Origin of the sequence: Ensifer sp. ENS08 (genome assembly GCF_014852195.1) — a bacterium.
Classification (GTDB): Bacteria; Pseudomonadota; Alphaproteobacteria; order Rhizobiales; family Rhizobiaceae; genus Ensifer; species Ensifer adhaerens.
Window position 1 is genome coordinate 788,340 of the sequence record NZ_JACVBF010000001.1, and the last position, 25,376, is coordinate 813,715.

At 63.4% G+C, this 25,376-nt stretch carries 19 protein-coding genes; 1 reads left to right on the forward strand and 18 read right to left on the reverse strand.

Annotation, left to right across the window (positions count from 1 at the left end):
* Positions 1–180: 180 nt before the first annotated feature.
* From IB272_RS03675 to mutS, 16 genes are all read right to left on the reverse strand, one after another.
* Complete coding sequence (locus tag IB272_RS03675; RefSeq protein WP_034797393.1) at positions 181–600, reverse strand: helix-turn-helix domain-containing protein; 420 nt, start codon at positions 598–600, stop codon at positions 181–183.
* Between the two features lie 146 nt (positions 601–746).
* Positions 747–2,342 (reverse strand): apolipoprotein N-acyltransferase, encoded by a 1,596-nt coding sequence (gene lnt, locus IB272_RS03680; RefSeq protein WP_060580666.1) that lies wholly within the window; start codon positions 2,340–2,342, stop codon positions 747–749.
* A gap of 228 nt (positions 2,343–2,570) precedes the next feature.
* A complete protein-coding gene (locus tag IB272_RS03685; protein WP_090295101.1) occupies positions 2,571–3,731 on the reverse strand; it encodes a hemolysin family protein in 1,161 nt (386 codons plus the stop codon).
* Positions 3,732–3,743: 12 nt separating this feature from the next.
* Positions 3,744–4,250: an rRNA maturation RNase YbeY gene (ybeY, locus tag IB272_RS03690; protein ID WP_060580664.1), complete on the reverse strand. Its 507-nt coding sequence runs from the start codon at positions 4,248–4,250 to the stop codon at positions 3,744–3,746.
* A gap of 18 nt (positions 4,251–4,268) precedes the next feature.
* Positions 4,269–5,324, reverse strand: coding sequence for a PhoH family protein (locus tag IB272_RS03695; protein WP_034797402.1), 1,056 nt, complete (start codon positions 5,322–5,324; stop codon positions 4,269–4,271).
* 27 nt (positions 5,325–5,351) lie between these two features.
* The gene (miaB, locus tag IB272_RS03700; RefSeq protein ID WP_060580663.1) at positions 5,352–6,752 is read right to left on the reverse strand and encodes a tRNA (N6-isopentenyl adenosine(37)-C2)-methylthiotransferase MiaB; all 1,401 of its coding nucleotides are present in this window, start codon (positions 6,750–6,752) and stop codon (positions 5,352–5,354) included.
* 70 nt (positions 6,753–6,822) lie between these two features.
* Positions 6,823–7,614 (reverse strand): lysophospholipid acyltransferase family protein, encoded by a 792-nt coding sequence (locus IB272_RS03705; RefSeq protein ID WP_060519777.1) that lies wholly within the window; start codon positions 7,612–7,614, stop codon positions 6,823–6,825.
* A gap of 154 nt (positions 7,615–7,768) precedes the next feature.
* A complete protein-coding gene (locus tag IB272_RS03710) occupies positions 7,769–8,266 on the reverse strand; it encodes an N-acetyltransferase (RefSeq protein WP_043615664.1) in 498 nt (165 codons plus the stop codon).
* Positions 8,267–8,272: 6 nt separating this feature from the next.
* Positions 8,273–8,932, reverse strand: coding sequence for a tRNA (adenosine(37)-N6)-threonylcarbamoyltransferase complex dimerization subunit type 1 TsaB (tsaB, locus tag IB272_RS03715; protein ID WP_060580662.1), 660 nt, complete (start codon positions 8,930–8,932; stop codon positions 8,273–8,275).
* 101 nt (positions 8,933–9,033) lie between these two features.
* The gene (locus IB272_RS03720; protein WP_034797411.1) at positions 9,034–9,600 is read right to left on the reverse strand and encodes a NifU family protein; all 567 of its coding nucleotides are present in this window, start codon (positions 9,598–9,600) and stop codon (positions 9,034–9,036) included.
* Positions 9,601–9,705: 105 nt separating this feature from the next.
* A complete protein-coding gene (locus IB272_RS03725) occupies positions 9,706–10,197 on the reverse strand; it encodes a universal stress protein (protein ID WP_034797413.1) in 492 nt (163 codons plus the stop codon).
* A gap of 166 nt (positions 10,198–10,363) precedes the next feature.
* Positions 10,364–11,428, reverse strand: coding sequence for a tryptophan--tRNA ligase (gene trpS / locus IB272_RS03730; protein ID WP_034797415.1), 1,065 nt, complete (start codon positions 11,426–11,428; stop codon positions 10,364–10,366).
* A 111-nt stretch (positions 11,429–11,539) separates the two neighbouring features.
* Positions 11,540–11,932, reverse strand: coding sequence for a VOC family protein (locus IB272_RS03735; protein ID WP_060580661.1), 393 nt, complete (start codon positions 11,930–11,932; stop codon positions 11,540–11,542).
* Positions 11,932–13,536 carry a murein biosynthesis integral membrane protein MurJ gene (gene murJ / locus IB272_RS03740; RefSeq protein WP_060580660.1) on the reverse strand — a complete coding sequence of 535 codons (1,605 nt, stop codon included), beginning with the start codon at positions 13,534–13,536 and terminating at the stop codon, positions 11,932–11,934. Before murJ ends, IB272_RS03735 begins: the two co-directional genes overlap by 1 nt.
* Positions 13,533–16,376: a [protein-PII] uridylyltransferase gene (locus IB272_RS03745; RefSeq protein WP_034797421.1), complete on the reverse strand. Its 2,844-nt coding sequence runs from the start codon at positions 16,374–16,376 to the stop codon at positions 13,533–13,535. The genes murJ and IB272_RS03745 overlap by 4 nt, the downstream gene beginning before the upstream one ends.
* 234 nt (positions 16,377–16,610) lie before the next feature.
* Positions 16,611–19,364, reverse strand: coding sequence for a DNA mismatch repair protein MutS (mutS, locus tag IB272_RS03750; protein ID WP_060580659.1), 2,754 nt, complete (start codon positions 19,362–19,364; stop codon positions 16,611–16,613).
* 103 nt (positions 19,365–19,467) lie between these two features.
* Here mutS and IB272_RS03755 point away from each other — a divergent pair, with 103 nt between their 5' ends.
* Positions 19,468–21,753 (forward strand): NADP-dependent malic enzyme, encoded by a 2,286-nt coding sequence (locus tag IB272_RS03755; protein WP_060519765.1) that lies wholly within the window; start codon positions 19,468–19,470, stop codon positions 21,751–21,753.
* A gap of 349 nt (positions 21,754–22,102) precedes the next feature.
* On the opposite strand, the gene IB272_RS03760 is transcribed toward IB272_RS03755, so the two are convergent.
* On the reverse strand, positions 22,103–22,993 hold the full coding sequence (locus IB272_RS03760; protein ID WP_034797430.1) for a GNAT family N-acetyltransferase: 891 nt from the start codon (positions 22,991–22,993) through the stop codon (positions 22,103–22,105).
* A gap of 121 nt (positions 22,994–23,114) precedes the next feature.
* On the reverse strand, positions 23,115–25,175 hold the full coding sequence (locus IB272_RS03765) for an ATP-binding protein (protein ID WP_246810310.1): 2,061 nt from the start codon (positions 25,173–25,175) through the stop codon (positions 23,115–23,117).
* Between the last annotated feature and the right edge of the window lie 201 nt (positions 25,176–25,376).

Sequence of the window (25,376 nt, forward strand, 5' to 3'; positions counted from 1 at the left end):
AAAAGCGCTGGCACGGTGTTAGTGGTTTTGCGACCGAAAAACAAGCACACAACGACATAAATATATCTTTATATCGCCATTGCGGCCAATCACTTTGGTGCACCGGAGGGAAAGGTGCGCAAGAAAAAAGCGGCACAAATGGCCGCTTTGTTTTTCAAGTCCCGACGGGGAACGTTGGAACTATTCGCTTTCTGCTTCCGCAGCGAGTGCCTTGACGAGATCGACGAGCCGACGGCGAACCTTCGGGTCGGTGATCTTGACGAAAGCGCGGTTGAGCTGCAGCCCCTCGGAGGACGACAGGAAATCGACGACGTAGTTCGAGCTGGAAGCTTCTGCCATGCCGGACTGACCGGCAGCGTTATCGCCCGGGGCATCTTCGAAGAAGAAGGAAACCGGAACGTTCAGGATGCCTGAAATGTTCTGCAACCGGCTGGCGCCGACGCGGTTCGTGCCCTTCTCGTACTTCTGGATCTGCTGGAAAGTGATCCCCAGACTTTCGCCGAGCTTCTCTTGGCTCATGCCAAGCATCGTACGGCGAAGACGAATCCGACTTCCGACATGAATGTCGATCGGGTTCGGCTTCTTCTTGTTTTCGATCATATCTGCGTTCCCAAACACGCTGTTTCGTTTATCCATCGCCCAGCATGAGACCTACGCTCACCGAAGCGACCGCCAGGGTGATAAGGACAGAGCCAGCACAACAAGGACGATGGTGCGGACCACTATGCAATTTTAGGGGTTTTAGGTCAATTCTTCCTAATATTAAAACCAACACGCGAAAACACTGCAACCAGAAGGAGGAAGATCGCACCCAGCCAGAAAACGCGGCTTCGCATAGCGTCGTCCAACGGGGTAGGCATCCTTCCCGGCAGAAGTGTGTCGACCACTCCCCTATAATTGTAGGATAATCCTACCATTAAAACCCCACGTGCATCAACAATTGCTGATATACCGCTGTTTGCCGCTCGGACAAGGGGGGTGCCGGTTTCAACGGCCCTTAATTGTGCCTGATGGAAATGCTGGCGCGGGCCTGGCGTATCTCCGAACCAGGCGTCGTTGGTAACATTGAGAAGCACATCGGCCCGGCGCGCGGCCCCATCGATCTCGTCCGGGAAGATCGCCTCGTAGCAAACGAGCGGATACAGCGTGCGGCCGCTGGGCAGCGTCAGCAGCGAACGGTTCTTGGCCGCTGTGAAGCCACCGGGCATCGACGCGGCGACCGAACTCAGGCCCCAGGAAGACAACAGATCCTCGAAGGGAAGATATTCGCCGAAAGGCACCAGATGCACCTTGTCGGCAGCGCCGATGATCTGGCCCCGACCGTCGATCATGTAGATCGAGTTGTAGTAGCGGGGCGGCAGACCGGCGCCGGCATCCTCTACGCGCACCGCGCCGGCAATCAGGATCTGGTCGTCATCAAGCACCTCGGCGATACGCGCCAGTGCGTCCGGATTGTCGGTGAGGATGAAAGGGATCGACGTCTCGGGCCAGACGACGATATCCGGCCGCTTGCCGTCTTTCTCCGGAGCCACGGCGGTCAAAGCCAGATGCTCCTCGAACACCGCGGCACGCTCGCCGTCATCGAGCTTCTTTGCCTGGTCGATCACCGGCTGGACGAGGCGCACGGTCAGCGGCGGCTCGGGCGAGGCCGGCGCCGGCTGCGCCAGGCGGTAGAAGCCGAAGCCCACATGGCCGGCAAAAAGCACGACGGCGACCGTGAGCCCGATCCGGCTCCCCCGGCCCGTCGCGATCAGGGCGGGAGCGGCAAAGACGAAGACGGCGAGCATGTTGACGGTCGCGAGATTGATGACGCTTGCCGACTGCATCATCAGCGGCATCGGCATGGCCGCATAGCCGATCGCATTCCAGGGAAAGCCGGTAAAGAGGAAGCTGCGCAGCCATTCGGCAAGCCCGAAGCCCAGGGCGAGTGCGGCGATGCGCCCGACGCCGTCGGACCAGAAAAGGCGGGCGATCAGCGTCGCCAGCGCATAGAACAGCGCGAGAAAGGCCGGCAGGCCCACGACGGCGAGCGGCAGCGCCCAGGCGAACTCGTCGGCCTCGACGAGCAGCGCATTGCCGAGCCACCAGAGACCACCGAGGAAGTAACCGAAGCCGAACCACCAGCCGACAACCGCAGCCGGCCAGAGCCGGCGGATGAAGCCACCGTCCAGACTTCCGGTCGCACCGTCGAGCAGCCAGACGAGAATCGGGAAAGCGACGAAAGCAAAGGCGAAGATGCCGAAGGGCGGCTGGGCCAGAACCGCGAGCAGCCCCGCGAAGAAAGCAAGCAAAGCCCGGGGGAACCCGGAAAGTAGCATCACCCTGCCAGCCAATCTTGCCATACAGCCTCCAGTCGATCCCGCAGCCTGCCACGGCGAAGGAGCGAAACAACACCCGAATCAATCGGGGCCAGTCTTCCAAAAAACCGGCTGCTTGTCCCCTTTCGGGGCTGGATTAGGGGCGAGACGACGGTTCCGGCCCTTGGTCGGTGTTTACGACACAGCCTCGGGAGACGTCAAAGGTGGGGGGAGGACTTCCCGCGCGCGCAGAAACGCGCGGGAACCGGACAATTACTGTTCGTCGGCCGCTGCCTCGGGGGCGGCTGCACCGTTGGCGCGATTGAGCGCACCGGCCTCCGCAATCGTCTCGCCTTCCGGTCGCAGGACGCGGCGGCGGGCGGGCGGGCGCTTGCGCATGATGCGGACGCGCTTCACGCGGCGCGGGTCGGCGTCGAGGATCTGGAACTCGAAGCCCGGGATCGCCTGAACGACCTCGCCGCGTACGGGAATGCGGCCCAGTGAAGCGAAGATCAGGCCGCCGAGGGTGTCGACGTCTTCGAGCTGTTCGCGCACGTCGAAGTCGGGACCGATCGCCGCGGCGATCTCTTCCAGCTCGACACGAGCGTCGGCGATAAAGACATCGTCCGAAGTGCGCGCGAACATGACTTCGTCATCGTCGTGCTCATCCTCGATGTCGCCGACGACCATCTCGACGATGTCTTCGAGCGAGACGAGGCCATCGGTTCCGCCATATTCGTCGATGACAAGCGCCATCTGGATACGGGCCGCCTGCATGCGCTGCATCAAGTCGGAGGCCAGCATAGAGGGCGGCACGAAGAGAAGCTGGCGGACGATGCCCGCCTCTTCCAACGACTTGCCGAGATCGACACGCGAAAGGTCGAAACTTGCCTTGGGCGAGCGCGGCGTCTTTTCGGACGCAGCCGTCGTCGACGCCTGGGCCTTGCCGTTACGCCGGCGATTGCGGGCCTGTTTGGTGACGTAGGACAGCAGGTCGCGAATGTGGACCATGCCGCGAGGGTCATCGAGCCCGTCGCTATAGACCGGCATGCGCGAGCGGCCGGATTCCTCGAAGATCACCATCAGCTCGCCGATGGTGATGCTCTGATCGACCGCCTCGATGTCGGCGCGCGGGACCATGACGTCCTCGACCCGGACCTCGCGGAAACGCAGGATGTTGTTGAGCATCGCCCGTTCGCCGGGCGAAAAGACCGTGTTGCTGTCGGCATCGGTCTGCAGCGCGTCAGCAAGATCCTCGCGCAGGCTCGATGGACTTGCGCCGCGCAAAAGGCGCGCGGCCCGGCTCCAGAAGGTGGAAGTGGATTTCGTGCCCTCGTGTCGAGTGGCGGTGCTACTACTGCCCGCCTCCGCCTCTCCGGAGGCATCTGCCTCCTCGGTCGCCAGCGCGACAGGCTGTGTTTTATAATCGCTCATCGGTCCAAACTGTTAATCCGGGGTACGATCCCCGTAGGGGTCAGATAAGCCAAGACGCGCCAAAATGCGAGTCTCCAGGCTTTCCATTCTTTCGGCTTCATCATCTTCCATATGATCATAGCCGAAAAGATGCAGGAATCCATGCACGAGAAGATGCGTCAGATGCTGATCGAAGGACTTCTCGAGCTCCACCGCCTCGCGCTCGAGGGTTTCGCGGGCAACGATGATGTCGCCGAGCATCGGTCCGGGCATCGATCCGGGCGTCACGGGAAAGGCCGGGAAGGACAGAACGTTGGTCGGCTTGTCCTGGTTGCGCCACTCGGCGTTGATCGCGCGCATGGAGGCATCGTCGGTGAAGACGAGCGAAAGCTCCGGCGGCATCTTCGGCAACGGCTGCTTTTCTTCGCTTGCGAGAAAGGCTGCCGCCGCTTCGAGCACGGGCGACGAGAAGGCGAGCAACACCTCTTCGTCCGGCCAGTTGCCCTCTTCCACGCTGATCTGGATATCCAAAGCCGTCATGATCGCAGCGACCGCCTGTCAGCGGTCGCCCTGCTCGCTTTCGTCGTGCACGGCCGTATGGGATTCGTAGGCCTTGACGATGCGCGCCACCATCGGATGGCGAACGACATCGACATCCTTGAAGCGGACGACCGAAACGCCCTCGACCCCTCTCAGGATCTGCAGGGCCTCGACCAGGCCCGATTTAACGCCGCGCGGCAGGTCCACCTGGCTCGGATCGCCGGTGACGATCATCCGGCCGTTTTCGCCAAGACGGGTCAGGAACATCTTCATCTGCATCGATGTGGTGTTCTGTGCCTCGTCGAGGATGACGGCAGCATTGGCGAGCGTACGGCCGCGCATGAAGGCGAGCGGCGCGATTTCGATGACCCCGGCGGTGATCGCGCGTTCGACCTTGTCGCCCGGCATCATGTCATAGAGCGCGTCGTAGAGCGGCCGAAGATAGGGATCGACCTTCTCCTTCATGTCGCCCGGCAGGAAGCCCAGGCGCTCGCCCGCCTCGACGGCAGGGCGAGAGAGCACGATACGGTCGACGGCGCCGCGCTCAAGCAGCTGTGCGGCGTGGGCGACGGCAAGATAGGTCTTGCCGGTACCGGCGGGGCCTACGCCGAAGACGAGCTCGGACCGCTCGAGCGCTCGGATATAGGCATCCTGCGTTGGCGTGCGCGCGGCGATCGTCTTCTTGCGCGTCGAAATCTGCGCCATTGTCAATTTGGCTTTACGCTCCATGGTCGGCAATTGTAGCTGATCGTCGGCGGCAACCGCCATACGGATCGCACCCTCGACATCAGACGTATCGATCGACGCGCCGCCCTGCAACCGCCCGTAGAGATAATCGAGAGCACGGCGGGCCTGGTTGGTGGCGACGACGTCACCCGAGATCGCGACGGAATTGCCGCGCGGCCGAGCGTCGATGCGCAGGCGCTCTTCGAGAAGCTTCAAGTTCTGATCGAACTGGCCGAAGAGCTCGCTGGCGAACCGATTGTTCTCGAAGGTCAGCACGAAGTGATTGGCGTCTGTCGCAGTTGTTTTCGACTGGCGCGTGGATGAAGAGATCAATTCGTGTCCGTTCAAGCGGTTCAGGCTCCTTGTTTTCGGTCCTTACCCGATCATCTCCGCAAACAGGCTGTTCGGCCCGGCCTTGATGATTCGCACCTTGATAATGTCACCGATTTGCGATGCTTTTGCATCAACATTCACCGGCTGCAGCCACGGCGAACGCCCGACGAGCTGGCCGGGCATGCGCCCTTCCTTCTCCAAAAGCAGGTCGATTTCGCGGCCGACGCAGGACTCGGCAAAGGCGCGCTGCTGGGAAAACAGCAAAGCCTGCAATTTTTCCAAGCGCTTGGCTTTCACGTCCTCGGGAACCTGGTCGCCGAGCTCGGCGCCCGGCGTGCCGGGACGGGTCGAATATTTGAATGAAAATGCCTGTGCATAACCCACGGCTTCGACGAGGCGCATGGTGTCCTCGAAGTCTTCATCGGTCTCGCCGGGGAAGCCGACGATGAAATCGCCCGACAGTGCGAGGTCCGGCTGGATCGCGCGGATGCGCGCGATCAGCGCCAGATATTCCGCCGCCGTATGCCTGCGGTTCATCGCCTTCAGAATACGGTCGGAGCCGGACTGCACCGGCAAGTGCAGGTAGGGCATCAGCTTTACCATCGAGCGATGCGCCTCGATCAGGCTGTCGTCCATGTCGCGCGGGTGGCTGGTGGTGTAACGCAGCCGGGCAAGACCCTCGATCTCGCCAAGACGCGAAAGCAGGTCGCCAAGGCCCCATTCGCGGCCATCGGGCCCGACGCCGTGCCAGGCGTTGACGTTCTGACCGAGCAGGGTGATCTCGCGCACGCCGCCCTCGACCAGCTTTTCCGCCTCCGAGACGATCTGGGCGACGGGGCGGGAAACCTCGGAGCCGCGCGTGTAGGGCACGACACAGAAGGTGCAGAACTTGTCGCAGCCTTCCTGAACCGTCAGGAACGCGGTGACGCCGCGCATGCGGGTCTTTGCCTTGTCGGGCGCCGGCAGGTGCTCGAACTTGTCTTCGACGGCATACTCCGTCTGCACGACACGCTCGCCGCTGCGGGCGCGCTTCAGCGCCTCAGGCAGCCGGTGATAGGTGGTCGGACCGATCACCAGGTCGACGGCCGGTGCGCGCCGCAGGATCTCGTTGCCTTCGGCTTGCGCGACGCAGCCGGCGACGCCGATCACCATCTCGCGGCCTTCCTTGGCCCTTTCCTTCTTCAGATCGCGCAGGCGGCCGAGTTCGGAATACACCTTCTCTGCCGCCTTCTCGCGAATGTGACAGGTGTTGAGCAGGACGAAGTCTGCGTCTTCCAGCACATCGGTCGAGACGTAGCCGTCGCGCGACAGGGCGTCTGTCATGCGGTCGGAATCGTAGACGTTCATCTGGCAGCCGTAGGTCTTGACGAAGACCTTGCGGGCCGGGGCGCGCTCGTCGCCCGTGGCGGGCGTCGTCGACAGAAGGGCGGTTTCCTGGGTCATGCCGGGTTCTTTAGTGCAAAGCGGTCGGAAGTTGAAGTATTTTCGGCGCAGCGTCCTTGCCCGGGGCGTTTCAAGCCCGCCCGCGCAGACGATCCGACAGCATGCTGCGGATGCGCTGCTCGACCGTACGGCTCACCTCCTTGCGATTGGTATGGCGGTCGTAATCGATGGCCTCACCGAAATCGACGTCCACTTCGATCGCGCCCTCACGCAGGATGCCGAGCAAATGCGGCACCAGTTCGGTGTCGCCCGGCCAGGCGGCGATCGGCCGGTTGAAGCGGCCCATCGGCATGCCGTGGATACCGGTGTAGGAGATCGCGACCGGCTGCACATGCACGAGACCGGTCGGCGAATGCGGCACGGCGGAAGCGGCAGCCCCGAAAAGCGAGGTCTTGATCTCCAGCAGGCGGTTGCCGTCGGAGGTCGTTCCCTCGGGAAAGAGCACGACGATTTCACCGGCAGCCATGCGCTCGCCGATTTCGCTCACCTGCTTGCCGGTCGAGCGCTTCTGCTCGCGCTCGACGAAGATCGACGCCTGCAGCCGGGCAAGCACGCCGAAGACCGGCCAGCCCTTCACCTCGGACTTGGCGACGAAGACGACGTCGGCAACCGAGGAGAGCACCAGAATGTCCTTCCAGGAGGCGTGGTTGGCGCAGATCAAAAGCGGTCGACGGCGATCCGCCATGCCATGAACGCGCACCTTTATGCCGAGAAGGTAACAGGCGAGCCGGTGCCAATATCGCGGCAGACGGCGCCGGGGTTTCAGATCGAGCCAGAGGCAGACGACCTGAATCGGCATCAGCACGAGCGAGACCAGCGCCAGAAGCGCTGCGAAGATCGCGATCCGTAGCCAATTGACCATCCGGGAAGAGTTTTCCTGCGCGAGACCTTGAGAATCGCGATGATCTGGAGCCGAACCGCGGCGCGATCATCGTGACCTGTTCCGATAGGGTAATGCGGGATGCGGGCGGAAGACCGCCTTGGCCTTCTTCATCCTGCTGTTCCCCGTGTCGGGACTAGCGAAGATCGAGCCGCATGACAAGCGCGGCGGTCCGCTGGCCGGCCTTGTCCTGGTAATAGGCGCGGCGTTCGCCGACCTTGTTGAAGCCGAGCTTACGGTAAAGCCCGATTGCGGGCTGGTTGGTCTCGTCGACTTCGAGGAACAGGGCCTCGGAGCCTTTGACCAGCGCCTCGCGCATCGCCGCCTGCATCAACCGCCAGCCGAGACCGGAGCGCGCATAACGCGGCTCGACGCCGATCGTCAGGATTTCCGCCTCGCCGGCAACGGCACGCGACAGGACAAACCCACCGAAGGCCGGGCGAAAGCTGCCATTGGTCTGCCGGGCGACAAAGCCGAACACCGTCTCCTGCACCAGAAGCGCATGGATTTCGCCATCGCTCCACGGGGACGCGAAACGCTGACGGTGCAGCGCCGCCGCGGCAATCAGATCCGCTTCTTCCAAGGGGAAGATGTCGAACTCGGTGCGGCGGGTGAAGTAATCGGTGAAGCTCATCTCGGTCTATGCTCGGGCAATCGCGAAGCCCGCCTGCGGCTTGGCGTCGGGGCCTCGGAGATATAACGGACGCGGCTTGGCCGAGGCTGGATCGGCAGCGGCACCAAGTTTGGCGACGGCGGCGACATCGATGAGTTCTGAAGGCTTGAGCGGTAAATCGGCAGCGACGAGATGCGCTCCGGAGCCGCCGATGACGCCGTCGAAACCGGCAAATCGTTCGCGCGCACTTTCGACGGAGAGTGCTTCGGGCTCGCCCGTGGCGCTACCGGTCGCATCGAAAGCCTGGAGATAGACCTCGTCCCGCTTGGCGTCGATGGCGACAAGGACGGGCTTTCCGGCGGCCGTCCGGCGCAGCCCCTCGGCGACGACCGCAAGTGTCGAAACGCCGACGGCGGGTTTGCCGAGCGCAAGCGCCAAGCCGCGAGCGGCCGCTACGCCGACGCGAATGCCGGTGAAGGATCCCGGGCCGACAGTGACGGCGATGCGGTCGATAGCGTCAAGCGACCGGCCGGACGCAGCCAATGCCTCGTCGACGAATTCCATCAGCCGTTCGGCGTGTCCCTTGCCGAGATCGGCCCCGGAACGCCCGAGCACGGCTTCCGTTTCGCTGTCATAGACGGCAACGGAGCAACCGGAACCGGACGTGTCGAGCGCAAGTACAATCATTTCAACGCAGGATCTTTCAGACGCCACAAGCCGCAAAGCCGATCGGGCTTTGCGGCAAAATCGATACGCGAAACCGGCGCGCCGGACAGGCGCGCGCTATATTAGACGGCCTCGACGGCCTCCACCTCGGGAACGAAGTGACGCAGCAGGTTCTGCACGCCATGCTTCAGCGTCGCGGTGGACGACGGGCAACCGGAGCAGGCGCCCTTCATGTTGAGGAACACAGTCCCATCCTTGAAGCCGCGGAAGGTGATGTCACCGCCATCCTGGGCGACGGCCGGACGCACGCGGGTTTCCAACAGTTCCTTGATCGTGGCGACGATCGTTTCGTCACCCTCGTCGAAGAACTCGTCTTCCTCGTCGGACTGCTCGGCGCGGCCGCTGCCAGCCATGATCGCCTGGCCCGACATGAAGTGCTCCATGATCGAACCGAGGATCGCCGGCTTCAGGTGCTGCCATTCCTGGCCTTCCTTGCTGACGGTAATGAAATCGTAGCCGAAATAGACGCCGGTGACGCCGGGGATCGAAAACAGCCGTGCCGCGAGCGGCGAGCCGGCGCGTGCTTCTTCCTCGTCGCGGAACTCGGCCGTGCCGTTTTCCAGGACGACCTTGCCCGGCAAAAACTTCAGCGTCGCCGGATTCGGCGTGGCTTCGGTCTGAATGAACATGTCTGTCTCCGTTTCGCCGGAGCGGCATCCGCCCAGCTTTTTAGAATAATTCAAAAGAATATAGGAGCATGGCCGCCTAGTCGCAAGAGCACATAGCGACGCAGGTCAGCTGAGCGCGTCGATCTCCTCATCCGTCAGGGCATCCGGGATGACCGTGACGGGGATCGGAAAGGCCGCGGCCTTGCCGGCAATGGACGACACCAGCGGACCGGGGCCTTCTTTCGCCGAGCCGGCCGCGAGAACCAGAATGGCGATGTCGCGATCCTCTTCGATCGCCGCGTGGATCTGCTCCGTGGCCGTGCCCTCGCGGATGACGACCTCGGGCTCGATGCCGATCCGCTCGCGGACCGATTGGGACACCTTGGCGAGCGTCGCCTCGGCCTCCTCGCGTGCTTCCGCACGCATGATTTCCTCGACCCCCAGCCATTGCTGGAAGTCGCCGTCGGCGATCACATAGAGCAGGACGAGGCCACCATTGGAATTCTTGGCGCGCATGCCCGCATAGTGCACGGCGCGCCCGCATTCCGGGGTATCGTCTATCACCGCCATGAATTTGCGGCGGTGTCCTTCAAGTCGAGAGAGTCGGGTCGAGACCATAGGGTGAACAATACATCCCGCGCGAGCCGCCGCAAGGTCTGATTTTTGCGTTTCGGACGAGGGCACGGAAAAGTGCCCGAGGCTTTCCGGTCGAGGTTCACTTCGGCTAGCGAAGTCCGACCATCAAAATGAAACTGGGTCCGGGAGTTCCCCGGACCCAATCAATTTACTGCAGGAAGCCGATGATTTCGCGCACTTCGCGCATCGTCTTTTCTGCCCGCGCCCGCGCCCGCTCGCCGCCATCCCTAAGGATTGCGTCGATATGGGCGGTGTCGCCCATCAGGCGGCGCATCTCGGCCGTGATCGGCGAGAGAACCTCGACCGCAAGGTCGACCAGCGCCGGCTTGAAGACCGAGAACTGCTGCCCACCGAATTCGGCGAGCACCTGCTCCTTGGTCTTGTCCGACAGCGCCGCGTAGATACCGACGAGGTTGTCCGCCTCGGGACGACCCTTCAGACCGTCCACTTCGCTCGGAAGCGCGTCCGGATCGGTCTTGGCCTTGCGGATCTTCTTCGAGATCGTCTCTGCGTCGTCCATCAGGTTGACGCGCGAGAGATCGGAGGGATCCGACTTCGACATCTTCTTGGTGCCGTCACGCAGCGACATGACGCGCGGCGTAGCGCCACCGATCAGCGGCTCGACCGGCGGGAAGTAGGCATGGATCGGCTCTTCGCCGACAACCATGTCGACACCGTAACCAGCGCTGCGAATATGCTCCATGAAGTCGATGTTGAACTTCTGGGCGATATCACGCGTCAGCTCCAGGTGCTGCTTCTGGTCGTCGCCGACGGGAACATGGGTGGCGCGATAGACGAGGATGTCAGCCGCCATCAGACTCGGATAGGCCAGCAGGCCGAGCGACGCATTCTCGCGGTCCTTGCCGGCCTTGTCCTTGAACTGCGTCATGCGGTTCATCCAGCCGATGCGGGCGACGCAATTGAAGATCCAGGCGAGTTCCGCGTGCTGCGGCACGGCCGACTGGTTGAAGACAATATGCTTGTTCGGATCGATGCCCGAAGCGATGAAGGCGGCGGCGATCGAGCGGATCTGCCCCTTCAGGTCCTCATGCACGAGCTGCGCGGTGATCGAGTGCAGGTCGACGACGCAATAGATGCAATCGTTGTTTTCCTGCAGCGCCACGAACTTGCGGATCGCGCCGAGATAATTGCCGAGATGGAGATTGCCCGTCGGCTGAACGCCGGAGAATACGAGCGGCTTGAATTCGTTCATGTCGTCCTCAATAGGCTGGTGGAGGGCCCCAGGGCCGGCTGGCCCATGTTGCTAACGGCATGGCTTATGCACGGGTGGCGGGAGGCAATCAAGAGGTCGAGACCTGTAGGTTCACGCCGCCGGTTGCAAGAGATCCCAATGGTTGCCGAACGGGTCGCTGAAGACCGCCACGGTGCCGTAGGGCTCGTGGCGCGGCGCCTCCAGGAAGACGACGCCTGCGGCCAGCATCGCCGCATGGTCTCGGGCAAAATCGTCGGTGAACAGGAAGAACCCGACCCGGCCGCCGGTCTGGTTGCCGATCGCCGCCTGCTGGCGCTCGCCGTCAGCCTTGGCAAGCAGCAGCGCCGTTTCGACGGCCCCCTTGGGACGGACGACGACCCAGCGCTTGGTGGCGTCGAGAACGGTGTCCTCCAAGAGATCAAAACCGAGCTTGCCGCAATAGAAGGCGATGCCGGCGTCATAATCCGGCACGACCAGGGCAATGCGTGCGATCGTCTGGCGCATCAGTCACCCGCCTCCGGCGTTGCTGCAGGCTCCGCAGGCGCTTTCGCGCCCCGCTTGATGTTGCGGCGGATCATGCCGAGGCTCGCGCCGCCGAGGCCGAAGGCGAGCCCGAAGTAGATCACCATGGCGACTGCGACCAGGCCCGTCAGCGTCGTTGCCCGCGTCAGGAGGGACGCGGCAGAGGAAAGTTCGAAAGCGAACCAGCCGACAGCGTAATACAGCGCCGCCGCCATACCCGCCGCCGCGAGGACGAGACGCGGGATACGGGTCAGAAGCGGGATGTCCCTGCCCCAATGGCCGCGCCAGACAAGCGTTGCGAAAAGCAGCACGGCATTCACCCAGCCGGCAACGATCTCGGCGGTGGCGATGCCGCTCGCGCCAAGCCGTGGAAACAGGGTGAGCGCCAGGGACACGTTCACGACGACGGAAATCGCGGCGAAGATCATCGGCGTGCGCGTGTCTTCGCGTGCGAAAAAGCCGGGAATGAAGGCCTTGATCAGCACGAAAGCCGGCAGGCCGAGGCCGTAAATTGCCAGGATATGACCGACGATGATGGTCGATTCCGGCGAGAACTTGCCGCGCTCGAACAGCAACCGGACGATCGGCTCGGACATGACGAGCAAAGCGGCGGCGGCCGGCAGCGTCAGGAACAGCGTGAACTCGACCGAGCGGTTCTGCAGGTTCGAGGCCTCGTTGACATTGCCCGAACGCAGCGCGCGGGCGAGTTCCGGCAGAAGCACGGTTGCGACCGCGATGCCGACGACGCCGAGCGGAAGCTGATAGATGCGGTCGGCATAGACGAGCGACGACACCGCACCTTCCCGGGCAGACGCAATGTTGGTGTTGATCAGCAGGTTGATCTGGGTGATGCCGCCGGTGATCGCCGCCGGCAGCGCCAGTACGAGCAGGCGCTTCACGTTGGCGGTCATCTTCGGGCGACGAAGGCCGATCTTGATGCCGGCATCGCGCACGGCGATCCAGACGATTGCGAGCTGGACGAGGCCGGCGGCCATGACGCCCCAGGAAAGGCCGTAGCCGACCGCGATCGGATCCTGGCCCGCATACCAGGCATAGCCGAGCACGCCGATGAGGATGAAATTGAGGAAGACCGGCGCGATCGCCGCCGCGAAATAGCGGTGCAGCGAATTCAGCATGCCCGCCATCATCGCCGCCAGCGACATACAGGCGAGATAAGGGAACATGATCGCCGCAAAGACGATGGTGCTTCCGAGTTTTTCCGGGTCGTCGGCAAAGCCGGGCGCGATCAGGTTGCTGACGATGAAGGGCATCGTCAGTTCCATCGCGATCGTCAGGAACAGCAGCACGGTGAAGAGGACGCCAAAGACCTCCTCGGAGAAACGCCGCGCCCCATCCATGCCGTTCGCCTCGATTTCCCGGGCAAAGAGCGGCACGAAAGCGGAATTGAAGGCGCCCTCGGCAAACAGCCGGCGGAAGGTGTTGGGCAGACGGAAGGCGGTGTTGAAGGCGTCGGCAACCGGGCCGGTGCCAAGCGCTGCCGCCATGAAGGTTTCGCGGATGAAGCCGAACAGGCGGCTTCCGAGTGTCGCGCCGCCGACGGTTGCAAATTTCTTGACCAGACTCATGTTTCGGCTTTTGTCGTTCTTTGAGCGGAGGAAACGCCCGGGGGCGGCGCGATGATGCCCGAGGGCATGCGGTCGCGCGCCTCGTCCCCCTCCCCGGCCATGACGGCCTTGAGGCGGGCGGCAATGTTCATCTGACGGTTTTCACTCGTCACCTTCTGGCCGACGAGATCGGTGACGTAGAAGGTGTCGATCACCTTTTCACCGAAGGTGGTGATGTGGGCCGAGGCGATGTCGAGCGAAAGATCGGATAGCACCGCGGTGATCTCGGACAAGAGGCCTGGACGGTCGAGGCCTTCGACTTCGATCACGGTGAACTTGTTCGACAGCGTGTTGCTGATCGTCACTTCCGGCGTGACGGTAAACGCCTTGGTGCGCTTCTTCACCTTGGTGCGGCTGGCAATGACTTCCGGCAGCCGCTTGCGGCCCGAAAGCACGTCCTCGATCAGCTTGCCGATGCTCGCTGCCCGGCGCATCTCGTCCTCGTCGACGGCGAACTCGCGGTTGACGAGGATGGTATCGAGCGCACGGCCGTCCGAGGTCGTGAAGATCTGCGCGTCGACGATGTTTGCGCCGGCGGCCGCACAGGCACCGGCAATCACGGTCAAAAGCCGCGGATGGTCGGGCGAAAGCACGGTGATTTCGGTGATCGCGTGGAACTGGTGGGTACGCACCATCGTCGCCAGCGCCTTGCCGGCGGCATCCGCCTCGCGGATGAAGCGCGCATGCCGGATCTGGTCTTCCAGCGCCACCGTCAGGAGATAGGGCTGGTAGTGCAGGCGCACGTAATCCTCGCGCTCCTTCTCGGACCAGTCCGTCAAGGCCTCGCCGAGCATGACGGCGGCATGGGCCGCACGCTCCTTGCGCGACAGCTCGGAGAAGCCGCCCGACAGCAACAGCTCGGTCTCATAATAGAGCGTGCGCAGCAGCTGCCCTTTCCAGCCGTTCCACACACCCGGGCCGACCGCACGAATGTCGCAGACGGTGAGGACCAAAAGCATCTTCAACCGGTCGAGTGACTGTACCCGCTCGGCAAAGTCGACGATCGTCTTGCGGTCGTTGAGGTCGCGCGTCTGGGCGACCATCGACATCAGCAGATGCTCCTCGATCAGCCAGGCGACCAGCTCCGTCTGCTTCGGCGACAGCCCGAAGCGCGGGCAGAGTTTGCGTGCCACCTTGGCGCCGGCGGTCGAGTGATCCTCCGGCCGGCCCTTGGCGATGTCGTGCAGCAGCACGGCGACATAGAGCGCCTCGCGCTCCTCGATCCCCGGCATCAGCTTGGCGACGAGCGGATGGGCCTCCTCCTCGATGCCGCCTTCGATGCGCGACAGCACGTCGACGGTGCGCAGCAGATGCTCGTCGACCGTATAGTGATGATACATGTTGAACTGCATCATCGAGACGATCTTGCCGAAATCCGGAATGAAGCGGCCGAGCACGCCGGCTTCGTTCATGCGCCGGAGGATCAGCTCCGGCTTGCGGCGGGACGTGAGGATCGACAGGAAGAGGCGGTTCGCCTCCTCGTTTTCGCGCAGCGCCGGCTTGATCAGGCTCAGCGACCGCGTGACCTGGCGCAGTGCCGCCGGGTGGAATTCCAGCCCGTTGATATCGGCGATGTGGAAGAAGCGCAGCAGATTGACCGGATCGCGCTTAAAGACGTCGGGGCTTGCAAGCGCGATGCGACCGCCGTCGTCGACGAAATCGAGCGTTCCGGCAATCTTGCGGCTACGATGGGTGAAGCGGCCGATGAGCCCGGAAATGCCGGGCGCGTCCTTGGCCTGCTGATCTTCGAGTGCTGCGCAGAAGATACGGGTGAGATCGCCGACGTCCTTTGCCACCAGGAAGAAGTGCTTCATGAAGCGTTCGACGGCCGAAAGGCCCGGATGGTCGTGATAGCCGAGTGCCTCGGCGATCTCGCGCTGGATGTCGAAAGAGAGCCGTTCCTCGGATTTTCCGGTGAGGAAATGCATGTGGCAGCGCACCGCCCAGAGGAAGTCCTCGGCCTTCTGGAAAAGCTGGTACTCCTGCCGCGAAAGCACGCCGAGCTTGACGAGGTCGGCGGTGTCCTTCAGCCGGTAGAAGTACTTGGCGATCCAGAACAGCGTGTGCAGGTCGCGAAGCCCGCCCTTGCCTTCCTTGACGTTGGGCTCGACGAGGTAGCGCGTGTCGCCGGCCTTGCGGTGGCGCTCGTCGCGTTCGGCAAGCTTGGCGGCGATGAAATCCGGGCCGGTGTTGCGCACGATCTCATGATCGAAGCGCGTTTCAAGCTCGGCGCACAATGTCTCGGAGCCACAGATATAGCGCGTCTCGAGGATGGCCGTGCGGATCGTCATGTCGGCGCGCGATAGCCGGATGCACTCGTCGATGGTGCGGGTGGCGTGGCCGACCTTGAAGCCCAGATCCCAGAGGATATAGAGCATGAACTCGATCGCCGGCTCGGCCCAGACCGCCTTCTTGACCGGCAGCAGGAAAAGAAGATCGATGTCTGAACCCGGCGCCAGCGTGCCGCGGCCATAGCCGCCGACCGCCGTCACGGCGATCCGGGACGCGGGCGGTGCATTGGCTGCGTCGAAGATCTCGTTCAGCACGAAATCATGCAGCACTGTGATCAGTTGATCCTGCAGCCAGGAAATACGTTCGGCGCAGAGAATGCCGGCACCATCGGCGTTGAACAGCTCGCGGGCCTTCGCCCGGCCGGCGACATTTGCCTGCTTGAAAGCCGCCAGCAACGCCTGACGCATCGGGTCGCGCTGTTCGGCGTGGGCCGAGGCGATGAAGTCGCATTTTGCCCGGAGCGCTGCGACGTCGAGGATTTCGGGAAAGAAGGTTTCGTGTCTGCCCATGAAGTGCCGAGGGGCGTCCTGTCCGACTGGTTGCGTGGTCGTTCGCTGTCAAGCGCTCCTGCATGATCCTTGCGACCGAGGCCGAATAAAGACCACACAACAATTCGAGCGCCGCGCCCGCAAAAGCGTGCGGCGCTGTATAGCCTTTTTACAGACGGCTTGCACAGGAAAAAGGCGCAGCGCCGCTTAGGCAACGGTTGGCGGGATGCGGGCGGAAAACCGCACGCATTTTCTTCATCCCGCCTTGGCGGCGCTCAGTTCCTTCTTCAGCGCATAGAGCGCATCGAGCGCCTCGCGCGGCGTCATGTCGTCGGGGTTCAGCGCCTTCAGCGCCTCGTCGATCTTGGAGTTTCCGGCGGGCTTCACCTCTTCACGACGGATCGCCACCTGGAACAGCGGCAGATCGTCGATCAGTTGGCTCGCCGGGTTCTTGCGATCGGCGTCCTCGAGCTTGGCGAGCACGTCCTTGGCGCGAGCCACGACCGAGGCCGGCAGGCCAGCGAGACGCGCGACCTGAATGCCATAGGAGCGGTCGGCGGCGCCCGGACCGACCTCATGCAGGAAGATCACATCGCCGTGCCATTCCTTGACGCGCATCGTCGCGTTCGAGAGACGGCCGAGTTTTTCCGAGAGCACGGTCAGTTCATGGAAGTGGGTGGCAAAGAGGCCGCGGCAGCGGTTCGCCTCATGCAGGTGCTCGACTGCCGCCCAGGCGATTGACAGGCCGTCGAAGGTGGCGGTGCCACGACCGATCTCGTCGAGGATCACCAGCGAGCGGTCGGTCGCCTGGTTGAGGATCGCCGCGGTCTCGACCATCTCGACCATGAAGGTCGAGCGACCGCGCGCCAGGTCGTCGGAGGCGCCGACGCGAGAGAAGAGCCGGTCGACGATGCCGATATGGGCGCTCGCGGCAGGCACGAAGGTGCCCATCTGCGCCATGATCGCGATCAGCGCGTTCTGGCGCAGGAAGGTCGACTTACCGCCCATGTTGGGACCGGTGAGCAGCCAGATCGCACCGCCCTCCTCGCCCTCAGGCGGAGAGAGATCGCAGCCATTGGCGACGAAGGCATTCGATGCCTGGCGCTTCAGCGCCTGCTCGACCACCGGATGGCGGCCGCCGTCGATGGCAAACATGCGCGAGCGGTCAACGGTGGGGCGGGCATAGGCCTGCTCCTCGGCAAGGACCGCAAGCCCGACCGAGACGTCGAGGGTCGCAAGCGCCAGTGCCGCCGCCTTCAACGTCTCGGCAGCAGCGACGACTTCTGCCGTCATCTGGTCGAAGGCTGCGAGCTCGATCGACAGCGCCCGGTCGGCGGCATTGGCGATCTTGCTTTCCAGCTCGGCAAGGGCCGTGGTGGTGAAGCGCATCGCGTTCGCCATCGTTTGGCGATGGATGAAACGGGCGCGGCCCTCGTCCGTGTCGGTCATCGAGCCGGCATTGCCGGCCGTCACCTCGATGAAGTAGCCAAGCACGTTGTTGTGCTTGATCTTCAGCGACTTGATGCCGGTCTCTTCGGAATATTGCAGTTGCAGCCCGGCGATCACCCGGCGCGACTGGTCGCGCAGGCCCCGGACCTCATCGAGCTCGGCATTGGCGCCTTCGCAGACGAAACCGCCGTCGCGCTTCAGAAGCGGCAGCTCGTCGCCAAGCGTCGCATCGAGCAGGCCGAGCAGGCCTGCGGGAAGCGCATCGATTGCGGCGCGCGCCTCCTTCAGTTCGTCCGAGAGCGTTCCCGCGGCCATCAGCCGTGAAATGGACGCGGATGCATGCAAGCCGGCCTGAATTGCGCCGAGATCGCGAGGGCCACCACGGCCGAGCGCCAGCCGCGACAGGGCGCGCGGCATATCCGGCGCGCGACGTAGCGCATCGCGCAGGTCGCCGGCAAAGGACGGCTGGTCCGCCAAAATCTCGATCGAGTCGAGCCTCTGGTTGATACGGTCCGGATCGGTCAGCGGCGACATCAGCCGCTCGGCAAGTAGGCGGGCGCCGCCGCTTGTCACCGTGCGGTCGAGCGCCTTCAGCAGCGTGCCCTCGCGCGCGCCGGACAGCGTCTTCACCAGTTCGAGATTGCCGCGGGTCGCCGGATCGATGAACAAGGTTGAGGCGGCACTTTCGCGCTCCGGCGTGCCGAGTGCCGGGCGTTCGGCAAGCTGGGTCTTCTCGACATAGGAGATCGCCGCGGAAGCGGCTGCGAGTTCCGCACGGGAAAACGTGCCGAAGCCATCAAGCGTCTTGACGCCGAAGTAGCGGCTGATGCGCCCTTCCGCCGTGGCGCTGTCGAACAAGACCGCCGGCTGCGGCACGGCAACGCGGCCGAGCACGTCGAAGACGGGTCTTAGTTCCGGGTCGTGAAACACGGTGTCTGCAAGGATCATTTCGCGCGGCTCGATACGCAGGATGTCCGCAAGCAGCCGGCTCTCGGCTGTCTCGGCGAGGCGGAAGATGCCGGTCGAAATGTCGATCCAGGCGAGCGCGTAGGCAGGCTCGGACCCGCTCTTTATGCGCGCCAGCGCCATCAGATAGTTGGTCTCGGACGGCGAAAGCAGTTTCTCTTCGGTGATCGTGCCCGGAGTGACCAAGCGCACGACGTCGCGGCGCACCACCGACTTGCTGCCGCGCTTCTTCGCTTCCGCCGGGTCTTCCACCTGCTCGCAGACAGCGACGCGGAAGCCGAGACCGATCAGCTTCTGCAGGTAATCGTCGGCCGCATGTACCGGCACGCCGCACATCGGGATTTCCTGACCCATGTGCTGGCCGCGCTTGGTGAGCGTGATGCCGAGCGCGCGCGAGGCTTCGACCGCGTCCTGGAAGAACAGCTCATAGAAGTCGCCCATGCGGTAGAACAGCAGCGAATCCGGGTTGTTCGCCTTGATCTCGATGAACTGTTCCATCATCGGCGTCGCCGTGGAACGGCTTTCCTCGCTCGCCAATTCGGCTGCGGATAAAACCTCCCCCGCGCGGGTCGAATAGTCTGTCACGAAATTCATGATTGTCCCGAAAAAAGAGATGGCACACTATCGCAAAGGAATTATAGACGACAACCATAAAGAGGCGCGCCGCAAGGCTCGCCCACAGGAGGATTGAGGAAACATGCCGGCCACCGACAAGACCGATCGCACCATGACGAGCGTCACCGCGCAGGAAGCGCTCGATTTTCACTCGCAGGGTCGTCCCGGAAAGCTGGAGATTTCTCCCACCAAGGCGATGGCCACCCAGCGCGACCTGTCGCTTGCCTATTCTCCGGGCGTCGCAGTCCCCGTGAAGGCGATCGCCGAGGACCCTAACACCGCCTATGACTACACGACGCGCGGCAACATGGTGGCCGTGATCTCGAACGGCACGGCCATTCTCGGCCTCGGCAATCTCGGCGCGCTTGCGTCAAAGCCTGTCATGGAAGGCAAGGCCGTGCTGTTCAAGCGCTTTGCCGACGTCGATTCCATCGACCTTGAAGTCGATACCGAAAACGTCGACGAGTTCATCAACTGCGTGCGTTTCCTCGGGCCCTCTTTCGGCGGCATCAATCTTGAAGACATCAAGGCGCCGGACTGTTTCATCATCGAGCAGAAGCTTCGCGAGGTCATGGACATCCCGGTGTTCCACGACGACCAGCACGGCACGGCGATCATCGCCGCAGCAGGCCTCATCAACGCGCTGGCCTTGACCGGCCGCGACTTCAAGACGACGAAGCTCGTCTGCAACGGTGCGGGTGCGGCGGCCATCGCCTGCATCGAGCTCATCAAGTCGATGGGTTTTGCCTCTGACAACATCATCCTCTGCGACACCAAGGGCGTGATCTTCGAGGGCCGCACCGAGGGCATGAACCAGTGGAAGTCGGCGCATGCGGTCAAGACCGACCGCCGCACGCTCGCCGAAGCGCTCGACGGCGCCGACGTGGTCTTCGGCCTCTCGGCAAAGGGCGCCCTTTCGGAAGACATGGTGCGCTCGATGGCGCCGCGGCCGATCATCTTCGCCATGGCCAACCCGGATCCGGAAATCACGCCGGAAGAAGTCGCCCGCATCCGCGACGACGCGATCGTCGCCACCGGCCGTTCTGACTATCCGAACCAGGTCAACAACGTGCTCGGCTTCCCCTATATCTTCCGTGGCGCACTCGACGTGCGCGCGACGACCATCAACGACGAGATGAAGATCGCAGCGGCTGAAGCGCTGGCGAGCCTTGCCAAGGAAGACGTTCCCGACGATGTCGCCGCAGCCTACCAGGGCAACCGTCCGCGTTTCGGTCCGCAATACATCATCCCGGTCCCCTTCGATCCGCGGCTGATTTCGGCGATCCCGATGGCGGTCGCGAAGGCGGCAATGGAAAGCGGCGTCGCCCGCAAACCGATCACCGACCTCGAAGCCTATGGCCGCCAGCTTTCCGCCCGCCGCGACCCGATCGCCTCGACGCTGCAGCGCATCTACGAGCGCGTCCGGCGCCAGCCGAAGCGCATCGTCTTTGCAGAGGGCGAAGAGGTGCAGGTCATGCGTTCTGCAATCGCCTATGCCAACCAGCAGCTTGGCACCGCCATCCTGCTCGGCCGCGAGGAGCGCATGCGCGAGACGGCAGAGCGCGAGGGCATCGACCTCGACCGCCCCGGCATCCAGATCGTCAATGCGCGGCTTTCCAAGCGCGTCGGCGCCTATACGGACTATCTCTATGCCCGCCTGCAGCGGAAGGGCTTCCTCTTCCGCGACGCTCAGCGCCTGATCAACAACGACCGCAACCACTTCGCCGCCTGCATGGTGGCGCTCGGTGATGCCGACGGCATGGTGACGGGCCTGACCCGCAACTATTCGACGGCACTCGAAGACGTGCGTCGCTGCATCGACCCGAAGCCCGGCCACCGCGTCATCGGCGTCTCGATCGCGCTCTGCCGCGGCCGCACGGTGCTCGTCGCCGACACGGCGGTTCACGACATGCCCTCTTCGGAGGAGCTTGCCGATATCGCCGAGGAAGCAGCCGGCCTCGCCAAGCGGCTTGGCTACGTGCCGCGCGTGGCAATGCTTGCCTATTCCACCTTCGGCCATCCCCAGGGCGAACGCTCTGAGCGGGTGCGCGAAGCGGTCAATATCCTCGACAAGCGCCGCGTCGATTTCGAATATGACGGCGAGATGGCCGCCGACGTGGCGCTCAATGCTCGCGTCATGGAGCAATACCCGTTCTGCCGCCTCTCGGGCACGGCGAACGTGCTCGTGATGCCGGCGTTCCACTCGGCATCGATTTCGACCAAGATGCTGCAGGAACTCGGCGGCTCGACGGTGATCGGCCCGCTGCTCGTCGGCTTTGACAAGTCGATCCAGATCGTCTCGATGTCGGCCAAGGATTCCGACATCGTCAACATGGCGGCGATCGCGGCCTACAACGCCGGCATGTAGGACCGGCATTGCCGGTCCGGCGGCTGCTTCATTTTGGTGCAGCCGCCTTCATTCGGGTCAACGCGCGACCCCGATTGGTAGCAATTCGATACAACTATAAAGAAGAAAAGCCCGCTTTCCGAAAAGGAGGCGGGCTTAATAACAGGCAATGCATTTATGTTTAAGGTAATGAAAGACGGAGTCTTGGGAACCCTATACCTGTCGACCCCCGGAAGATCGGCAGTTTCTCCATTTATTTTCTCTATTCGTTCGTCATGAAATTAGAGAAGAACATGACAATACATGTCTCTCTTTCGACCTTGAAAGTCAAATCCATCATTAATAATTGGTTAACCTCACCGGGACCCGGTCAGGAGGCGGCGCCACCGAAACGTCCGGCATCTGCGCCGTAGTAGTTGAGGTAGCGGCCCGAGATATTGCTGATCGGCAAAACGATCAGAACGTCGGTGGTGCGGAACGCATGATCGACCACGGCGCCATCGCCGACCATCGCGCCGAGGCGCATATAGCCCTTGATCAACGGCGGCAGAGCGGCGAGCGCCTTCTTGGCATTGATCGCCTCGGCCGGCATCAAATCCATCGTCCGGTGCAGCTCGGGCCGTGCGCTGACGGCCCAGTCGTCGCGGGCGCGGATGTTGTGGTGCAGGAAGGACAGCGCCAGCGCATGCTCGGCCGGAACGACACCCGGGAACGAACCGCAGCCGAACATCGCGTCCATGCCGTATTTGAGCGCATAGGCCCAATTGCCCTGCCACAGGAGTTCGACCGTGCGCTTGGTCCGGTAGTCCGGCAGGACGCAGGAGCGGCCGAGCTCCATGAAGCGCTTGGTCGGATGACGGGCGAGAAGCGCGTCGATCGCGAATTCGGAAGACGAGTAAAAGCCGCCGGAGCGCTCAGCCACATCCTGGCGCAGCAACCGGTATGTCCCGACGATCTGATCTTCGGCGTCGCCTTCGATCGAGGTGTCGAGAACCAGCAGGTGGTCGCAGATCGCGTCCCAGCTGTCGACGTCGCGCTTGCGCCGATCGGCCTCGGGGCCGACCTGCGCCTTCATCTCCTCGACGAAAACCTTGTAGCGCACGGCCTGGGCAGCATCGATTTCCGATGCCGTGCGGGCAAGGCGCGTCTCAAGATTGGCGATCCGGCCAAGCACGTCGGTCGTCGGGACGGCAGCTTTCGTGCCGATGCAAGCCTGAGAAGTGTCAACCACGTTCGCTGAATCCAGTAGCTCGATGGCCATCCGCGTTATCCCGAATCAAATCTGTCTGCGGGGGCTTAGACCACGTTTCTGCAACAACATAGTGACATGAAAGTTGCGTACAACCCCCGCCGCCCGATCAATACCGTAACCATCGCAAGAGTTACCGTTTGCGCAGCAGACGCGCGATCTCCGAGGTCAGCACCTGAGGGTCGGCCGGCTTCGCCAACACCACATCGGCGCCGGCGGCAAGCAGGCGGTCGCGCATATCCTCGCGGATATCGGAAGTCAGCACGATGACCGGCAACCTTGGCAAGGAGCGTATTGCCTCGTCATTACGGATGTGCCGCATCATGGAAAGCCCGTCGCCACCCGGCATATTGAGGTCGGTGACGAGAAGCTCCGGCAAGGCGTTTCCGGCAGGGGCTCGCAGCGTCTCGGCGACCCCCGCGAAGTCGCTGACAAGCTGCACCGCGTGTCCCGAACGCTGCAACAGCGTGCGGATGATCAACGCATTGATCGGATCGTCCTCGGCCAGCAGGATGCCGTGTCCCGGTCGGCGGACGGGTTCAACGACGGGCTCCTCGCGCAGGACCGGCCTGTTGTCGTTGATCGCGTCGCGTTTTTCGATGCCCTTCAGGCGTCCGAGCAGCACTTCAATCAGCGACTTTTCGCGCAAGGGCCGGATCAGCCAGGCCTCGTAGCCATCCATCTGGTTGACGGGGTGGCTGTTGCGCTCCTCCGGATTGATCAGATAGGTGCGGCGAACCTCCAGCCGGCCGATGGCCGGCTGGAGTGCGAGGAGCTGCTCGTACTGCTGCGCATGCCGGTGGTCGACGATCACGTCGGTGAGTGGCGCGCCACCTGCCTGCACATCGGCAAGAACATGCTGAGCTGCGGCAAGCGTCGTTGCGCGATGACAGCGCCCGCCAAGCGTCGCGATGGTTGCCGCCAGCGCCGCCGAGGCCGGTCCATCGGGAGCCATGACCAGCACATGCGACCCGGCGAGGGTGGAGCGGCGCTCCGACGCAATCGCCTCGACTTCGGCAAGCGGCAGGCGGATTTCAAAGCGGCTGCCGCGGCCGGGCGCGCTTGCGGCCGTAAGACTGCCGCCGCAGGCCTGCATGATGCGCCTGGAGATCGCGAGGCCGAGCCCTGTGCCCTTGGCGCGTTGCTCGTCGTTGCCGGCCTGCTCGAATTCCTCGAAGATGCGCTTCAGGTCGTCGGGCGACATGCCCGGCCCCGTATCGTCGATACGGATCCGCACGCAGTCCTCGATCGTGTCGGCGCTGACGAAGACGCCACCGACTTCCGTGAATTTGACCGCGTTGCCGATGACGTTGAAAAGCACCTGGCGCAGGCGCGCCGCGTCGAAAGCCATCAGCGCGGGCACGTCGACGGAAACGGTGGCGCCGATCTCGATGCCCTTCTCGTGGGCGCGATTGGAGAGCATTTCCACGACGCTCTCGATCACGCCGCGCGGATCCTGGCGGCTGGGGCGAAACTGGAAGCGGCCGGCTGAAAGCGACGAGAAGTCGATCAGGTCTTCGACGAGCTGGACCAGCGCGTGGCCGGATTGCTGCATGCCGGCGAGATAGTTCTGCTGCTCGCTCGACAGGCGGGTCTGGCCGAGCAGATGGCTCATGCCGAGAATGCCCGAAAGCGGCGTGCGGATCTCGTGGCTGACGGTGGCGAGCAGCCGCGACTTTGCCTGGCTCGCCTCCTCGGCCCGCCGGCGCGCCGCCTCACGCTCGCGCGCGGCGCGCGCTTCCTCGGTGACATCGCGCGCAATGCTGTGGCGCATGAGTTTGCCGCTCGCCGGATCGCGGGCGATCACGTCATGCCAATCGAAAAGGCGGATGCCTTCGGCCGCGGCGATGCGCACGAGGTAATGATTGGGCGCAGCCTTCGGCTCGAAGCTCAGCCCAAGGGCGCCGCAGGCCATGCCCCGGACATCCGATCGGCCGCAGACCTGATGGAAGACAGCATTGGCGTGGACGATCTTTCCGTCCATGCCGCGCATGATCGCAAGGTCACCCAGCGCATCGTGAATGGTCGAAAGCAGCGCCGAGGTTTCGGAGCGGTGCCAATCCTGGTCCCGCTCCACCTCATCGGAAACCGGCACGCTATCAAACGCGCGGATGGCTTCGACGGCGAGCAAAAGCGCACCGACCACGCCGGCCGCGGCAATCGCCGCGGCGAACAGGTGGAAGCCGGCAGTCATGCCGACGACGAGGACAAGGCCGGAAGCGACCAGGCCGAGCAGCGCCAGGGATACGTAACTAAGCGCAGAGCGCGCGCCGGAAGCCGGCTGCGCCGACACCTGACGGGACGCCGGCCCATCGAGCGGAAGCGCCGAAACCGACGCAGCCTTACCCGCCCGGGCGTCTCTCCCGAAGCCGGTTTCGATCCGCTCTAGCAGTCG

Excerpts from the sequence above, each read along its gene's own strand:
- IB272_RS03675 (WP_034797393.1), bottom strand. The coding sequence starts at position 600 with ATGATCGAAAACAAGAAGAAGCCGAACCCGATCGACATTCATGTCGGA.
- lnt (WP_060580666.1), bottom strand. The coding sequence starts at position 2,342 with ATGGCAAGATTGGCTGGCAGGGTGATGCTACTTTCCGGGTTCCCCCGG.
- IB272_RS03685 (WP_090295101.1), bottom strand. The coding sequence starts at position 3,731 with ATGAGCGATTATAAAACACAGCCTGTCGCGCTGGCGACCGAGGAGGCA.
- ybeY (WP_060580664.1), bottom strand. The coding sequence starts at position 4,250 with ATGACGGCTTTGGATATCCAGATCAGCGTGGAAGAGGGCAACTGGCCG.
- miaB (WP_060580663.1), bottom strand. The coding sequence starts at position 6,752 with ATGACCCAGGAAACCGCCCTTCTGTCGACGACGCCCGCCACGGGCGAC.
- IB272_RS03705 (WP_060519777.1), bottom strand. The coding sequence starts at position 7,614 with ATGGTCAATTGGCTACGGATCGCGATCTTCGCAGCGCTTCTGGCGCTG.
- IB272_RS03710 (WP_043615664.1), bottom strand. The coding sequence starts at position 8,266 with ATGAGCTTCACCGATTACTTCACCCGCCGCACCGAGTTCGACATCTTC.
- tsaB (WP_060580662.1), bottom strand. The coding sequence starts at position 8,932 with ATGATTGTACTTGCGCTCGACACGTCCGGTTCCGGTTGCTCCGTTGCC.
- IB272_RS03720 (WP_034797411.1), bottom strand. The coding sequence starts at position 9,600 with ATGTTCATTCAGACCGAAGCCACGCCGAATCCGGCGACGCTGAAGTTT.
- IB272_RS03725 (WP_034797413.1), bottom strand. The coding sequence starts at position 10,197 with ATGGTCTCGACCCGACTCTCTCGACTTGAAGGACACCGCCGCAAATTC.
- trpS (WP_034797415.1), bottom strand. The coding sequence starts at position 11,428 with ATGAACGAATTCAAGCCGCTCGTATTCTCCGGCGTTCAGCCGACGGGC.
- IB272_RS03735 (WP_060580661.1), bottom strand. The coding sequence starts at position 11,932 with ATGCGCCAGACGATCGCACGCATTGCCCTGGTCGTGCCGGATTATGAC.
- murJ (WP_060580660.1), bottom strand. The coding sequence starts at position 13,536 with ATGAGTCTGGTCAAGAAATTTGCAACCGTCGGCGGCGCGACACTCGGA.
- IB272_RS03745 (WP_034797421.1), bottom strand. The coding sequence starts at position 16,376 with ATGGGCAGACACGAAACCTTCTTTCCCGAAATCCTCGACGTCGCAGCG.
- mutS (WP_060580659.1), bottom strand. The coding sequence starts at position 19,364 with ATGAATTTCGTGACAGACTATTCGACCCGCGCGGGGGAGGTTTTATCC.
- IB272_RS03755 (WP_060519765.1), top strand. The coding sequence starts at position 19,468 with ATGCCGGCCACCGACAAGACCGATCGCACCATGACGAGCGTCACCGCG.
- IB272_RS03760 (WP_034797430.1), bottom strand. The coding sequence starts at position 22,993 with ATGGCCATCGAGCTACTGGATTCAGCGAACGTGGTTGACACTTCTCAG.
- IB272_RS03765 (WP_246810310.1), bottom strand. The coding sequence starts at position 25,175 with ATGACTGCCGGCTTCCACCTGTTCGCCGCGGCGATTGCCGCGGCCGGC.